Raw genomic sequence first — 13274 nt, forward strand, 5'->3', positions numbered from 1 at the left:
AGTCCGGGAGGCGGTGGCATCTGCTCAGTGTGCGGGCGCGAGGCCCTGTATGGCGTGACCGTGATCATGAGACAGCGCCGGGCTCGTCTCTTCGCAACGTGCCAGTGAGTCAGACAAGCGAAAAGGCGAGTTTACCGAGGTAAATAAGCGTTTCCATCGACTTGCTGATTCACGGCCCGGTCAACCGCTTGTACAGCGCCGAGTGGCGGCATTCTAAACCCAAAAGCCCGGTGTCGGCTGCAAGGGCGGTAGTGGCTCACGCGGCGCTTCTTGTATATTGCCCGGCCCGCGTTTTCAGTCAGGAGAGCCCTATGGCCAAAATCACCGTCGACCGCCCCCACAATCTGGGCATCGAGGCCGCCCGTGGCAAGGCTGAAAAGCTCGCCGAACGTCTGGCCCGCGAGTACGACGTGCGCTACCAGTGGCAGGGCGACACCCTGGAATTCAAACGCAGCGGCGCCGACGGGCGCATCGACGTCAGCGAAGACCGCGTCCACCTGCAACTCAACCTCGGTCTGCTGCTGTCGGTGCTGAGCGGCAAGATCAAGAGCGAGATCGAGGAAGTGCTGGATCGCGAGTTGAGTGCCTGAGCCGAATAAGAGCAGGGCAATTTCATGGGCGCTCCAGCACCCGGCAGTAGAAGCGCCATTCCGCGTCCAGGGCATGGGCGAGGTTGCTGGCCTGGCGGAAACCGTGGCGTTCGCCGGGATAGAAATGCGCCTCGGCCTCGATGCCATTGGCCGTCAATGCGGTGAGCATAGCTCGGGTCTGCTCGGGAACCACCACGGTATCGAGTTCGCCCTGGAAGAAGATCACCGGTACCTCGATGCGTTCGGCGTGCAGCAGCGGGGTGCGCTGGCGATAGCGTTCGGCGTCGCGTTGCGGGTCGCCGATCAGCCAGTCGAGGTAGTCGCCTTCGAACTTGTGGGTGGCGTGGGCCAGGGCCAGTGGGTCGCTGACCCCATACAGGCTGGCCCCGGCGCGGAACACGCCGCCGCGTACCAGCGCGCAGAGGGTGGTGTAGCCGCCGGCGCTGCCACCGCGGATAAAAGCCCTGGCCGGGTCGATCAGCTCGCGCTCGGCCAGGTGCGCGACCACCGCGCAGGCGTCCTCGACGTCCACCACACCCCAGTTGTGCTGCAGTGCCTGGCGATAGTCTCTGCCGTAGCCGGTGCTGCCGCGATAATTGAGGTCGGCGACGGCGAAGCCGCGCTGGGTCCAGTACTGGATGCGCGGGTCGAACACCGGGTGACAGGCCGAGGTCGGCCCACCGTGGATGAATACCAGTAGCGGCGGCCGGCTTTCGCCCTGCTGCGCAGGGTAGAAGAAGCCGTGGGCGTGGCCGTCGCCGCTGGCATAGTGCAGCGGCTGTGGCTGGCTGATCCGCTCGGGCGGCAGTGGCGAGCGGCCGCCGGCGAGTACCCTGACCTGGCCATCGTCACGCCGGATCGCCAATACGGCGGACGGCGCCAGCGGGTTGGCGGCGATGACGTAGAGGTGATCGCGATCCACGGCCAGGCTGCGAAAGCGGCTGTAGTCGCTGGCGTAGTGCTGCAGGCTGCCATCCTCCAGGCGCATGCCCAGGCGGCTGTAGCCGTCTTCGAACCAGTTGGCCAGGTAGCTGCCCGGGCCAAGGGGCATCCAGCTGCAGGCGCCGAGCTGCCAGGGGGCACCCGCATGATCGGCGGCTGCGGCGGGCAGTGCCTGCCAGGCGCCTTCGCGCTCGCCCCAGGGTTGCCAGAAACCGTTGCGGTCGGACAGGCAGTACAGGCGGCCACTGGCGTCGAAGCCGGGCTGCTGCAGGGCTTGCTCCTCGCCCGTGTCGCCCGCCACGCAGCGTACCTCGCCCCAGCTGCCGTCGGCCTGCCGGCGGGCGTGGTAGAGGCGCGTGGCGGTCCAGGGTTGGGCCGGTCGCTGCCACTGAATCCAGGCCAGCTGCCGGCCATCCTCGCTGAGCACCGGCGCGGCGTAGAAGTCGGCGCCTTCGGCGAGCACGCTGCGGCTGCCGTCGCCCAGGCCGATGGCCACCAGGCGATGTTCGACCCGCTCGTCGGTGTGGCTTTCCTCGACCGCCAGCACCTGCTCACCGGCCTGCAGCAGATCGCCGTAGCGGCGCTCGCCCTGGGTCAGCGCGCGGGGTGTGCCGCCAGCCAGGGCCTGCAGGTAGAGCTGCTGGTCGGCGTCATTGACGAACACCAGGCTGTCGTGGCCCAGGCAGAAGGCGCCGCCGCCGTATTCGTAGACCCGGCTGCGCACGCTGAAGCCGTCCGGGGTCAGGCATCGGGCATCCGCCCCGCGCCATAACCACAGGCGGCAGCTGCCGTCCGCGGGGTCGAAGGCATTCCACACCAGGCCGGCGGGGCCAGCCCGCAACTCGGCGAAGTCGCCGGCGGCGGCTACCGCCTCGGCGGCGCTCAGGGGCTCAACTCTTGGCGATGAGGCGTGAGTTTCGTTCATTGCGAAAGGCCAGGTCGGTGATGGGCTGGGTGGCGTGCTCGGCTTCCGCGCGGGCGGCGAGGATCACGCCGTGACGGTCGGACTTGCTGCACACCGGGTCGGCATTGCTGGCATCGCCGGTGAGCATGAAGGCCTGGCAGCGGCAGCCGCCGAAGTCCTTTTCCTTTTCATCGCAGGAGCGGCACGGCTCGGGCATCCAGGCAAAACCGCGATAGCGGTTGAAGCCGAACGAGTCGTACCAGATATGCTGCAGGCTGTGCTCGCGCACGTTGGGAAAGGCGATCGGCAGCTGCCGCGCGCCATGGCAGGGCAGGGCTGTGCCGTCCGGGGTGACGGTCAGGAAAATACTGCCCCAGCCATTCATGCAGGCCTTGGGGCGTTCCTCGTAGTAGTCCGGGGTGACGAAGATCAGCTTGCACGGGCTGCCTTCGGCCTTGAGTCGCTCCCGATAGTCGTTGGTGACCCGTTCGGCGCGCTGCAGCTGCTCGCGGGTCGGCAGCAAGCCTGCGCGGTTGAGCTGCGCCCAGCCGTAGAACTGGCAGGTGGCCAGTTCCACGAAGTCGGCTTCGAGGGCGAGGCATAGCTCGATGATACGGTCGGTGCGGTCGATGTTGTGACGGTGGGTGACGAAGTTCAGCACCATCGGGTAGCCGTGGGCCTTGACCGCGCGGGCCATCTCCAGCTTCTGGGCGAAGGCCTTCTTCGAGCCGGCCAGCAGGTTGTTGACCTGCTCGTCGCTGGCCTGGAAGCTGATCTGGATATGATCCAGGCCGGCCTGTTTGAAGGCGGCGATCTTCTCCTCGGTCAGGCCGATACCGGAAGTGATCAGGTTGGTGTAGTAGCCCAGCCGGCGTGCTTCGCCGATCAGCTCGGTAAGGTCCTGGCGTACCAGCGGCTCGCCACCGGAAAAGCCGATCTGCGCGGCACCCATTTCCCGCGCCTCGGCCATTACCTTGAACCACTGCGCGGTGCTCAGCTCCTGGCCCTGCCTGGCGAAGTCCAGCGGGTTGGAGCAGTACGGGCACTGCAGCGGGCAGCGGTAGGTGAGTTCGGCCAGCAGCCACAGCGGCAGGCCGACCGGCACCTCAGGCGAGGCTGATCCAGTGCTCGCCACGGGCGACCTCCATGAACTGCTCGATGTCGTCGCCGACTTCCGGCGCGTCGGGGAACTGCTGTTGCAGCTGCTCGATGATGGCCGCGACGCTGCGCTGGCCGTCGATCAGCCCGCCGATCAGCCCGGCGCTGTCATTGAGCTTGATCATGCCCTCCGGGTACAGCAGCACATGGCCCTGCTGGGCCGGCTCGTACTGGAAGCGGTAGCCCGGGCGCCAGCTGGGCACGCGGTTGCGGTCGAAGCTCATAGGGCGATTCCCTTGTGCCATACCCGTTCCGGGGTCACGGTGTGATAAGGCGGGCGGTTCAGCTCATAGGCCATGCTCATGGCATCGAGCATGCTCCACAGGATGTCCAGCTTGAACTGGAGGATTTCCAGCATGCGCTGCTGGCCGGCGTGGCTGGTGTAGTGGCGCAGGGTGATCTCCAGGCCGTGCTCGACGTCGCGCCGGGCCTGGCCGAGACGGGTGCGGAAGTACTGGTAGCCGGCCGGGTCGATCCACGGGTAATGCTGTGGCCAGCTGTCCAGGCGCGACTGGTGGATCTGCGGGGCGAACAGCTCGGTCAGCGAGCTGCTGGCGGCTTCCTGCCAACTGGCGCGGCGGGCGAAGTTGACGTAGGCGTCCACGGCGAAGCGCACGCCGGGCAACACCAGTTCCTGGGAGCGCAGCTGATCCGGGTCGAGGCCCACCGCCTGGCCCAGGCGCAGCCAGGCTTCGATGCCGCCGTCCTCGCCGGGGGCGCCGTCGTGGTCGAGCAGGCGCTGGATCCACTCGCGGCGCACGCTGCGATCCGGGCAGTTGGCCAGGATCGCGGCGTCCTTCATCGGGATGTTGACCTGATAGTAGAAGCGGTTGGCCACCCAGCCCTGGATCTGTTCGCGGCTCGCGCGGCCTTCATACATCGCCACGTGGTAGGGGTGGTGGATGTGATAGTAGGCGCCCTTGGCGCGCAGGGCCTGCTCGAATTCGCTGGGGGACATCGCTAGCGCGTCGCTCATGGGGGCTCCTTACAGCTCGATGCTCATGCCGTCGTAGGCGACTTCCACGCCGCGGCGCCGGACCTCGGCCCGTTCCGGCGATTGCTCGTCGAGAATCGGATTGGTGTTGTTGATGTGGATAAGTACCTTGCGCTGGCGCGTGAACCCGTCGAGCACTTCGAGCATGCCGCCCGGCCCGTTCTGCGCCAGGTGGCCCATCTCCCGGCCCGTGCGGGTGCCGACGCCGCGGCGCTGCATTTCGTCGTCGTCCCACAGCGTGCCGTCGACCAGCAGGCAGTCGGCGCTGTGCATCATGCGCAGCAGCTCGTCATCGATCTGGCCCAGGCCGGGGGCGTAGAACAGCGTGCCACCGGTGCGAGTGTCCTCGACCAGCAAGCCCAGGTTGTCGCCCGGGTGCGGGTCGAAACGGTGCGGCGAGTAGGGCGGCGCGGCGCTGCGCAGCGGGAAGGGGGTGAACGTGAGGTTGGCGCAGGCCTCGATCACGAAGCTGGCGTCGAGGGCGATACGCTTCCATGTCAGCCCGCCGTTCCAGTGGCTGAGCATGGGGAACAGCGGGAAGCCGCTGCTCAGGTCCTGGTGGACCATGTCGGTGCACCACACCTGGTGTGGGCAGCCTTCGCGCAGGCTGAGCAGGCCGGTGGTGTGGTCGATCTGGCTGTCGAGCAGCACGACGGCATCGATACCGGTGTCGCGCAGCGCACGGGCCGGCTGCAGCGGCGCGAAGGCCTGCAGCTGGGCGCGGATATCCGGCGAGGCGTTGCACAGGATCCAGTGCTCGCCATCATCGGACAGGGCGATCGACGACTGGGTGCGGGCGAAGGCGCGCAGGCTGCCATCACGATAGCCCTTGCAGTTGGCGCAGTTGCAGTTCCACTGGGGAAAGCCGCCACCGGCCGCGGAACCGAGAATCTGGATGTACATGGCCTCTCCATGTCCTGGAAACGATGACGCCCCGGCTGGCCGGGGCGTCGCATCACTGGAGTGCTCAGCGGTTGGCGAAGTACATGGTGACTTCGAAACCGATGCGCAGGTCAGTATAAGCAGGCTTTGTCCACATGGCGTTGCTCCTTCCGGTTGGGTGCCGAGAAACGGATCAGGGTATGCAGGCTGGCGCCGCCTGGCCTTGTTCCTTGCGGATCGGCTTGGCGGGCTCCGGCTCCTTATTGGGCGTCATCTGCCCCGGGAGGTTCCACCTGACGAAGGTTGCAGGATTTTGCCGGCAGGGGCGCGATGAGCGGCTGGCGACTCAGCGCGCCGGCACCCACGACCAGCCTGCGGGCGGTGTCGCCTGGTTGGCCAGGCACAGCCAGCCGTGACGGGCATCGAGCAACTGCTGCAGCAAGGCGTCGAGGCATGCCTGCTCGACCCCGAGGATGGCACTACGCAGCCGCGGCAATGCCGGTTCCTCGCCAGCCAGGTGGGTCTGCCAGGCCCAGTCGGCCACTTCGGCATTGCCCATGGCCGGCTCGTCGAACTGCTCGGCCAGTTGCTGGCGGGCCAGCGGGTCGAGGTGCACGCCCTCGCCGAGTAGCGTCAGCAGGTGGCCCAGCAGTTCGCCATGGCCGGTGTGCGGGGATTGCACGCCAAACAGCAGCCCGCCATGGCCGGCGACCTGACGGAAGCCGCTGAACACCGCATAGCCGAGTTGCAGTTCGACGCGCAACCGCTGGTACACCGGCCCTTGCAGCAGGTGCCCGAGCAGGCGGCCGGCGGCCTGCAGCCCGGTCGGCAGCGGGCAGAACAGCAGCAGCGCGGCTTGTTCGGCGGGCGCATCGACCGGCAGCCAGCGCCGCTCTGCCGGGTACGGTGCAAGGTGCGGCCTGTGCGCCTGGCCCATGATGCCGTGCAGCGCGGCACCGAGCGCGCCGTGGCGGGCCTCGTCGAAGCCGATGGCCAGGCCCTGCCAGCGGGCCTGCTGCCAGAGCCCGTCGAGCAGCGCCTGGTCGAGGGTGCAGGCAGGTTGTGGCGGTGCTGCGCTGGCCTGCAGCGCCGTCGGCAGCGCCTCGAGCAGGGCGCGGATCGGCATCGCGGCGGGCTTTTCGCCGACGGACGCGTGCCAACTTTCGCGGGCCGGGTGGCGCAGCCGCTGCAGGGCTTCGCCGCTGGCGTGGATCACCGCGTCCGGCAGGCCACTGATCCGTAACTGCCAGCACTGGCCAGCGGCCGTGAAGGCCAACTGCAGCGCCGCCTGTTCGGCACGTTCGCGCAAGCTGCTCAGTGCGTGCTCGAGGATCACCTGCAAGCCCTGGCCCAGGGGCGAATCGATCTGCCAGCGCAGGTAGAGCGCCGCGAACTGCCGCGAGGCCGGCAGGCTGCGGTCGATGACCAGCCCCGCCGGCAGCGGCGCGCGCTGCTCGGCTGGCTTGGCCAGCAGCGGCTCATCCGCGGGCAGCTGCCAGCTGCCGAGGTCGCCCCGCGGCAAATCGTCGAGCAACGCGCCCAGCGCCTCCAGGCCCTGTTGATCGAGTTCCTGCAGGGGTTGCCCGGCGCTGTCGCGACGCGCCAGTTGCAGGGCGCTGGCAGCCTGGGCGCAGTGCCTTTGCTGCTCGCCAAAGGCGGCGTTGAGGCGTTGCAAATCCTGTTGGCGGATAAAGCCCAGCCAGCCATGCAGCAGGGCTTGCGTCCGGTTCGCGCAGGCTGAGGGTGTCAGTTGCAGCTCGATGTGCCAGAGCAACTGGCCGGCATGGGCATACAGCGGCTGGGCCGAGCAGGCCTGCAGCCAGCCGCGCCGCCGCAGCTCGGCCAGCCAGCCGCCCGGGCGGCTGTCACGCAGCAGGCCGAGCAGCAGCTCCAGCGCCTGGGGTGCAGCCGCCGGCAGCGCCTGGTGGGCAAACAGCAGGTCACAATACGGGGCGGGCGCCTGGCGCAAGCGCAATGGGCCGTGGCGCAGGGGCACAGGTGCTGCAGGGAGCAGGCGGGTTCCGCCGGCGAACAGTGCGGCGTGGCGGCGGGCCAGCTGCTCCAGTTCATCCAGCGGCTGTGGCCCGGTGAGACTCAGGGTGATCTGCCCGGCCTGGTAGAAGCGCTGGTGGTAGCCTCGCAAGGCCTGCTGGAAGGCAGAGGCCTGCAGCGGCAGGCTGTAGCGGTTGCCGGCCTGGAAGCCGCTCAGCGGGTGGCGTGGCGACACTGCCTGCAGCAGGGCGAAGCGCCGCTGCGCCTGCCGGTCCCGTGACCAGGCGATGAACTCGGCGTGGATCACCTCGCGCTCGCGTCGCTGGCGTTCGAGATCCAGCAGCGGGGCGGCGAGCATGTCGCACAGGCGCAGCAGCGCGCCATCCAGGGCGCCAGGCGGCACCTCGCAGAAGAAATCGGTGTGACGCTCCGCGGTACTGGCATTGACCTCACCGCCCAGGCGCTGGACGTGGCGCATCAAGCCGTCCGCCAGCGGGAAACGCGCGGTGCCGAGAAACAGCAGGTGTTCCAGGAAGTGCGCCAGCCCTGGCCAGCGCGCCGGCGCATCGTGGCTACCGGCATGGATGCGCAGGGCTGCGGCGCTGCGCTTGAGGTGCGGCGCGTGGCGCAGATTCAACTGCAGGCCATTGGCGAGGGTGAGCTGGCGGGTGGTGCGCGGCATGGGATCTCCATCGTCCTGGCCGCCATCCTAGGGTCTGTTGCCGTTTTGCGGCAACGCGGCTCGTGTTGAAGCGGCAACAGACCCTACAGGCCGCGCGCGGTTATCGGCCTTGCCGCCTGCATCGGGTAAGCGGCAGCAAGAGGCTTATCCCGCTATGGTCGCCGCCAGCAGCCGCTCGCGGGCTTCACCGGCCACGGCCAGCTCATCGAGCCAGGTTCGCCGCGCCGGCCCGTCCGTGGGCCAGGTGCTGCTCAGCCCTTGCAGGCGCTCGAGCTGGGTGCGCTCGGCCTGTAATTCGAGCTGCTTGACCTGTTGGCGCAGGGCGGCCAGCTCCGTATCAGCCAGCGCCGCCTCGCACCAGCCCTGGCGCAGGGCCCTCAGCGGCACCACGACCTCGCGCTGCCAGGGCTCAGCGAGGCGACGCAGCTGCCCTTCGCGCTCCGGGTCATAGGCCACCCCACGGCTGTCCAGCCACAGCCCGCACAGGACCAGGCAGACATCTGCGCCGGCGGCCTGCAGTTCCAGGCAGGCGGCTTCCACGCCCGGGCGGGCGTAGAGGGTGGTGGCGAAGGTCCACAGGTCAGCGCTCATGCGTGCTCCGAGTATGTGGCGGGGGACTCTGTTAGAATCCGCCGCCATTATGATCCGACTCCAGAATCTTACCCTACAGCGTGGCCCTCAGCGTTTGCTCGAGAACGCCGAGCTGACCCTGCACGCCGGTCACAAGGCCGGCCTGATCGGTGCCAATGGCGCCGGCAAGTCCAGCCTGTTCGCGCTGTTGCGCGGCGAGTTGACGCCCGATTCCGGCGATTGCCTGCTGCCCGGTGACTGGCGCATCGCCCATATGCGCCAGGAGGTCGACACCCTCGACCGCCTGGCCGTGGACTACGTGCTCGATGGCGACCACGACCTGCGCCGCGTGCAGGCCGAGCTGGCCGCTGCCGAGCAGGGCCATGACGGCGCGGCCATCGCCCGCCTGCACAGCGAACTGGACAGCGCCGACGGCTATACCGCTGATGCCCGGGCGCGCAAGCTGCTGGCCGGCCTGGGTTTCGACAACGCGCAGATGGATCGCCGCGTCGGCGACTTCTCCGGTGGCTGGCGCATGCGCCTGAACCTGGCCCAGGCGCTGATGTGCCCGTCCGACCTGCTGCTGCTCGACGAGCCGACCAACCACCTGGATCTGGATGCCATCCTCTGGCTGGAAGGCTGGCTGCAGAGTTATCCCGGCACCTTGCTGCTGATTTCCCACGACCGCGACTTCCTCGATGCGGTGGTAGATCACGTCGCCCATGTCGAGCAGCGCAAGCTGACCCTCTATCGCGGCGGCTACTCGGCCTTCGAGCGCACCCGCGCCGAACGCCTGGCCCAGCAGCAGCAGGCCTACGAGAAGCAGCAGGCGCAGCGCGCGCACATGGAAAAGTACATCGCCCGCTTCAAGGCCCAGGCCACCAAGGCCCGCCAGGCGCAGAGCCGCATCAAGGCCCTGGAACGCATGGAGGAGCTGAGCGCGGCCCACGTCGACTCGCCCTTCGATTTCGTGTTTCGCGAGGCCGACAAGATTTCCACGCCGCTGCTCAGCCTCAGCGAAGGCCGCCTGGGCTACGGCGACAAGACCATCCTGCAGCAGGTCAAGCTGAGCCTGGTGCCCGGCGCGCGCATCGGCCTGCTCGGCCCCAATGGCGCGGGCAAGTCCACGCTGATCAAGAACCTCTCCGCCGAGCTGCAGCCGCTGAGTGGCAGCCTGACCCGCGGCGAGAATCTGGTGATCGGCTACTTCGCCCAGCATCAACTCGACGCGCTGGACGACAAGGCCAGCCCATTGCTGCACCTGCAGCGCATCGCACCGGCCGAGCGCGAGCAGACCCTGCGTGATTTCCTCGGTGGCTTCGACTTCCGCGGCCCGCGCTGCGACGAGCCGGTGCTGAACTTTTCCGGTGGCGAGAAGGCGCGCCTGGCCCTGGCGCTGATCGCCTGGGGCAAGCCCAACCTGCTGCTGCTCGATGAGCCGACCAACCACCTCGACCTGGAAATGCGCCTGGCGCTGACCATGGCCCTGCAGGAATTCGCCGGTGCCGTGGTGGTGGTGTCCCATGATCGTCACTTGCTCAAGAGCACCACCGACGAATTCCTCCTGGTGGCCGATGGCCGCGTGGCGCCGTTCGACGGTGACCTCGAGGATTACGCCCGCTGGCTGGTCGACTATCGTCAACGTCAGGCCGCGCCAACGGCTCCTGCGCCGGCTGGCGCAGGCAACGACAAGCGTGGCCAGCGCCAGGCCGCTGCCGCGCTGCGCCAGCAGCTGGCGCCGCACAAGAAGGCGGCAGACAAGCTCGAGGCCGAACTGGGCCAGGTGCAGGGCAAGCTTGCGGCACTGGAAGAGCGCCTGGGCGATAGCGGCATTTACGAGGCGGCGCGCAAGGACGAGCTGCGCCAGGCGCTGGCCGAGCAGGCCGCGCTGAAGAGCCGTGAAGCCGAGCTGGAAGAGCACTGGCTGGAAGCCCTGGAGACCCTGGAAACCCTGCAACAGGAACTGGAGGCAATAGGTTGAATTTGGACATGACCGATCTGGCCTGGCTGACCGCCTGGAGCCAGCCGCTGATGCGCACCGGCCAGGTCATCCTGATCCTGGCGTTGGCCTGGCTGGCCCAGCGCATTCTGACCCGCGGCATCAGCCGCCTTGGCCAGCGTTACCCACAGCTGCCGGCAGAATTGCTGGTGCCGCTGCGCGGCCTGACCCGCTGGCTGATCCTCGGCAGCGCCTTCATGCTGGTGCTCGAGCGCCTGGGGGTATCGGCGCAGGTGCTGTGGGGCGCGTTGACCGGCTTCGTCGCCGTCGCCGCTATCGCGTTCTTCGCCATCTGGAGTGTATTGTCGAACCTGTTCTGCGCGCTGCTGATCTTCGCCCTCGGGCCGTTCCGCATCGGCGACTGCGTCGAGGTGCTGGAAAGCGCCGACAAGCCCGGCGTACGGGGCCGTGTGCTGGACATCAACCTGTTCTACACCACCCTGGAAGATCTGACCGGCGACGCGCCCGGCACCTGGATACAGATTCCCAACAGCCTGTTCTTCCAGAAGGCCGTGAGGCGCTGGCGCAACGGCGAGATGCCGGCAGCACGCAAGATCGAAGTTGATCATCACTAATCCGAGGTCGCCACTATGGCTCTGGAAACCTGGCTCGCTTTTCTCGTTGCCTGCTGGCTGATCAGCCTGTCGCCGGGAGCCGGGGCCATCGCCTCGATGTCGGCGGGGCTGCAGTACGGTTTCTGGCGCGGCTACTGGAACGCCCTGGGCCTGCAGCTCGGCCTGGCACTGCAGATCGCCATCGTCGCGGCGGGCGTCGGGGCGATTCTGGCGACGTCGGCACTGGCCTTCACCCTGATCAAGTGGTTTGGCGTGGTGTACCTGCTGTACCTCGGCTGGTGCCAGTGGCGCGCCCTGCCGGCCGACATGAACGTCGCTGGCGAGCGCCCCATCGGCCGGCCGCTGAGCCTGGTGCTGCGCGGCTTTCTGGTCAACTTCGGCAACCCCAAGGCGATCATCTTCATGCTCGCGGTGCTGCCGCAGTTCATCAACCCCCATGCACCGTTGACCGAGCAGTACCTGGTCATCGGCGCGACCATGGTCACCGTCGACCTGATCGTCATGGCGGGCTACACCGGCCTGGCGGTGCGGGTGCTGCGTTTGCTGCGCACGCCGCGCCAGCAGCGCATCATGAACCGCAGTTTTGGCGCGTTGTTCGTGGGGGCTGCGGCTTTGCTTGCCACCGTGCGGCGCGCACCCCTCTAAAATGCGTGTCTGGATCGATGCCGATGCGTGCCCCAGGTTGGCCCGCGATCAGGTGGTCAAGTTCGCCCTCAAGCGTCATTTCGAGGTGGTACTGGTTGCCGGCCAGGCCGTGGCACGCCCCAACTTTGCCTGCGTGAAGCTGATCGTGGTGCCGAGTGGCCCGGATGCAGCCGATGATTACCTGGTGGAGCATGCCGTGCCCGGCGAGCTGGTGATCTGCAGTGATGTGCCGCTGGCCGATCGCCTGGTCAAGAAGGGTGTGCTGGCGCTGGATCCCCGTGGCCGGGAGTTCGACGAGCGCAATATGGGCGAGCGCCTGGCGGTGCGTAACCTGTTCACCGATCTGCGTGAGCAGGGGCAGGTCGGTGGTGGCCAGGGTGCTTATGGAGACAAGGATCGCCAGGCCTTCGCCAACTCCCTGGATCGTCTGCTGACGCGTCTGTCGCGCGGTTGAGGTTTCGCTGACGAGCTTGCGAGCTAGAGCTCTGCAAGGCAAAAACGGGTGAGGAAGCGGAGTGTACTTTTGTACATGAGCATTCCGAACCCGTTTTTAACGCCGCAGAGCCGACGCGCAGCTGGTCGTCACTCGTGGGTCAATTCCAGGACCCGGTCCACCAGCTTGTTGATGCCCGAGGCCGCTTCGGCGATGGAGTTGGCAAGCATGTAGGCCGGGGTGGTCACCAGCTTGCGCTCGGTGTCTTCGACGATATCTTCGACCTGACACTCCACGTGCTCGGCGCCCATTTGCGTCAGTGCGGCGGCGGTATCGGCGTCGTTGCCGATGGTGCAGGTCACGCCGGCACCGAAGATGCGTGCGGCCATCGCCGGGGCGATGCAGATCAGGCCGACCGGTTTGGCGGCGCTGACGAAGGATTGCGCGGCAGCCAGTACGTCAGCCTGCACGCTGCAGTCGGCGCCCTTGCTGGCGAAGTCGCAGAGGTTCTTGGCGGCGCCGAAGCCGCCCGGCACGATCAGGGCATCGAAGTCGGCGGCGCGCAGTTCGCGCACATCCTTGATATTGCCGCGGGCGATACGCGCCGACTCCACCAGTACATTGCGGGCAGGCTGCATTTCCTCGCCCTTGAGGTGGTTGATCACGTGGGCCTGGTCGATGTCGGGGGCGAAGCACTGCACCTGCACACCGCGCTGATCGAGGCGCAGCAGGGTGATGACGCTTTCGTGGATCTCCGAGCCATCGTAGACGCCACAACCGGAAAGGATCACTGCAACTTTCTTGTTCATCGACCAACTCCTGATGAAAGGCGAGCGCCGCATGGCATGGATATCGGAGGCTCGCTTGGGGATAACCTGCCTGATGTTATGACTGGCCAGTCAGCCAGT

Annotated in this window: 14 protein-coding genes; 5 read left to right on the plus strand and 9 right to left on the minus strand. The window is 67.5% G+C overall.

Annotation, left to right across the window (positions count from 1 at the left end; all coding sequences use genetic code 11):
- The first annotated feature begins 311 nt into the window (after positions 1-311).
- The gene (locus QYS36_RS00970) at positions 312-590 is read left to right on the plus strand and encodes a polyhydroxyalkanoic acid system family protein (RefSeq protein ID WP_308837718.1); all 279 of its coding nucleotides are present in this window, start codon (positions 312-314) and stop codon (positions 588-590) included.
- A gap of 22 nt (positions 591-612) precedes the next feature.
- On the opposite strand, the gene QYS36_RS00975 is transcribed toward QYS36_RS00970, so the two are convergent.
- The 8 genes from QYS36_RS00975 to QYS36_RS01010 all read right to left on the minus strand — a co-directional run bounded on the left by QYS36_RS00975 (position 613) and on the right by QYS36_RS01010 (position 8735).
- The gene (locus QYS36_RS00975) at positions 613-2457 is read right to left on the minus strand and encodes a S9 family peptidase (protein ID WP_308837719.1); all 1845 of its coding nucleotides are present in this window, start codon (positions 2455-2457) and stop codon (positions 613-615) included.
- Positions 2423-3571, minus strand: coding sequence for a pyrroloquinoline quinone biosynthesis protein PqqE (pqqE, locus tag QYS36_RS00980; RefSeq protein ID WP_308837720.1), 1149 nt, complete (start codon positions 3569-3571; stop codon positions 2423-2425). The genes QYS36_RS00975 and pqqE overlap by 35 nt, the downstream gene beginning before the upstream one ends.
- The gene (pqqD, locus tag QYS36_RS00985) at positions 3543-3818 is read right to left on the minus strand and encodes a pyrroloquinoline quinone biosynthesis peptide chaperone PqqD (protein ID WP_230125751.1); all 276 of its coding nucleotides are present in this window, start codon (positions 3816-3818) and stop codon (positions 3543-3545) included. The genes pqqE and pqqD overlap by 29 nt, the downstream gene beginning before the upstream one ends.
- Complete coding sequence (pqqC, locus tag QYS36_RS00990) at positions 3815-4570, minus strand: pyrroloquinoline-quinone synthase PqqC (RefSeq protein WP_308837721.1); 756 nt, start codon at positions 4568-4570, stop codon at positions 3815-3817. Before pqqC ends, pqqD begins: the two co-directional genes overlap by 4 nt.
- A gap of 9 nt (positions 4571-4579) precedes the next feature.
- Positions 4580-5491 (minus strand): pyrroloquinoline quinone biosynthesis protein PqqB, encoded by a 912-nt coding sequence (gene pqqB / locus QYS36_RS00995; protein ID WP_308837722.1) that lies wholly within the window; start codon positions 5489-5491, stop codon positions 4580-4582.
- A gap of 64 nt (positions 5492-5555) precedes the next feature.
- Complete coding sequence (gene pqqA / locus QYS36_RS01000; protein ID WP_003243383.1) at positions 5556-5627, minus strand: pyrroloquinoline quinone precursor peptide PqqA; 72 nt, start codon at positions 5625-5627, stop codon at positions 5556-5558.
- 189 nt (positions 5628-5816) lie between these two features.
- Positions 5817-8144 carry a pyrroloquinoline quinone biosynthesis protein PqqF gene (gene pqqF, locus QYS36_RS01005; protein WP_308837723.1) on the minus strand — a complete coding sequence of 776 codons (2328 nt, stop codon included), beginning with the start codon at positions 8142-8144 and terminating at the stop codon, positions 5817-5819.
- A gap of 144 nt (positions 8145-8288) precedes the next feature.
- Positions 8289-8735 (minus strand): TIGR02444 family protein, encoded by a 447-nt coding sequence (locus QYS36_RS01010; protein WP_308837724.1) that lies wholly within the window; start codon positions 8733-8735, stop codon positions 8289-8291.
- A gap of 49 nt (positions 8736-8784) precedes the next feature.
- On the opposite strand from QYS36_RS01010, the gene QYS36_RS01015 reads away from it, so the two are divergent.
- From QYS36_RS01015 to QYS36_RS01030, 4 genes are read left to right on the plus strand one after another with little or no spacing between them, the layout of a single operon-like run.
- Positions 8785-10695: an ATP-binding cassette domain-containing protein gene (locus QYS36_RS01015; RefSeq protein ID WP_308837725.1), complete on the plus strand. Its 1911-nt coding sequence runs from the start codon at positions 8785-8787 to the stop codon at positions 10693-10695.
- Positions 10696-10703: 8 nt separating this feature from the next.
- Complete coding sequence (locus tag QYS36_RS01020; RefSeq protein ID WP_308837726.1) at positions 10704-11288, plus strand: mechanosensitive ion channel family protein; 585 nt, start codon at positions 10704-10706, stop codon at positions 11286-11288.
- Between the two features lie 15 nt (positions 11289-11303).
- Positions 11304-11933 carry a homoserine/homoserine lactone efflux protein gene (gene rhtB, locus QYS36_RS01025; protein ID WP_308837727.1) on the plus strand — a complete coding sequence of 210 codons (630 nt, stop codon included), beginning with the start codon at positions 11304-11306 and terminating at the stop codon, positions 11931-11933.
- Position 11934: 1 nt separating this feature from the next.
- Positions 11935-12387: a YaiI/YqxD family protein gene (locus QYS36_RS01030; protein WP_308837728.1), complete on the plus strand. Its 453-nt coding sequence runs from the start codon at positions 11935-11937 to the stop codon at positions 12385-12387.
- Between the two features lie 128 nt (positions 12388-12515).
- On the opposite strand, the gene elbB is transcribed toward QYS36_RS01030, so the two are convergent.
- Complete coding sequence (gene elbB / locus QYS36_RS01035; protein WP_308837729.1) at positions 12516-13175, minus strand: isoprenoid biosynthesis glyoxalase ElbB; 660 nt, start codon at positions 13173-13175, stop codon at positions 12516-12518.
- Between the last annotated feature and the right edge of the window lie 99 nt (positions 13176-13274).

The sequence above is a fragment of the Pseudomonas sp. G34 genome (assembly GCF_031119625.1).
In the GTDB taxonomy this organism is placed as follows: domain Bacteria; phylum Pseudomonadota; class Gammaproteobacteria; order Pseudomonadales; family Pseudomonadaceae; genus Aquipseudomonas.

Coding starts and splice junctions, on each gene's coding strand:
- QYS36_RS00970 (WP_308837718.1), top strand. CDS start 312: ATGGCCAAAATCACCGTCGACCGCCCCCACAATCTGGGCATCGAGGCC.
- QYS36_RS00975 (WP_308837719.1), bottom strand. CDS start 2,457: ATGAACGAAACTCACGCCTCATCGCCAAGAGTTGAGCCCCTGAGCGCC.
- pqqD (WP_230125751.1), bottom strand. CDS start 3,818: ATGAGCTTCGACCGCAACCGCGTGCCCAGCTGGCGCCCGGGCTACCGC.
- pqqC (WP_308837721.1), bottom strand. CDS start 4,570: ATGAGCGACGCGCTAGCGATGTCCCCCAGCGAATTCGAGCAGGCCCTG.
- pqqB (WP_308837722.1), bottom strand. CDS start 5,491: ATGTACATCCAGATTCTCGGTTCCGCGGCCGGTGGCGGCTTTCCCCAG.
- pqqF (WP_308837723.1), bottom strand. CDS start 8,144: ATGCCGCGCACCACCCGCCAGCTCACCCTCGCCAATGGCCTGCAGTTG.
- QYS36_RS01010 (WP_308837724.1), bottom strand. CDS start 8,735: ATGAGCGCTGACCTGTGGACCTTCGCCACCACCCTCTACGCCCGCCCG.
- QYS36_RS01015 (WP_308837725.1), top strand. CDS start 8,785: ATGATCCGACTCCAGAATCTTACCCTACAGCGTGGCCCTCAGCGTTTG.
- QYS36_RS01020 (WP_308837726.1), top strand. CDS start 10,704: ATGACCGATCTGGCCTGGCTGACCGCCTGGAGCCAGCCGCTGATGCGC.
- rhtB (WP_308837727.1), top strand. CDS start 11,304: ATGGCTCTGGAAACCTGGCTCGCTTTTCTCGTTGCCTGCTGGCTGATC.
- QYS36_RS01030 (WP_308837728.1), top strand. CDS start 11,935: ATGCGTGTCTGGATCGATGCCGATGCGTGCCCCAGGTTGGCCCGCGAT.
- elbB (WP_308837729.1), bottom strand. CDS start 13,175: ATGAACAAGAAAGTTGCAGTGATCCTTTCCGGTTGTGGCGTCTACGAT.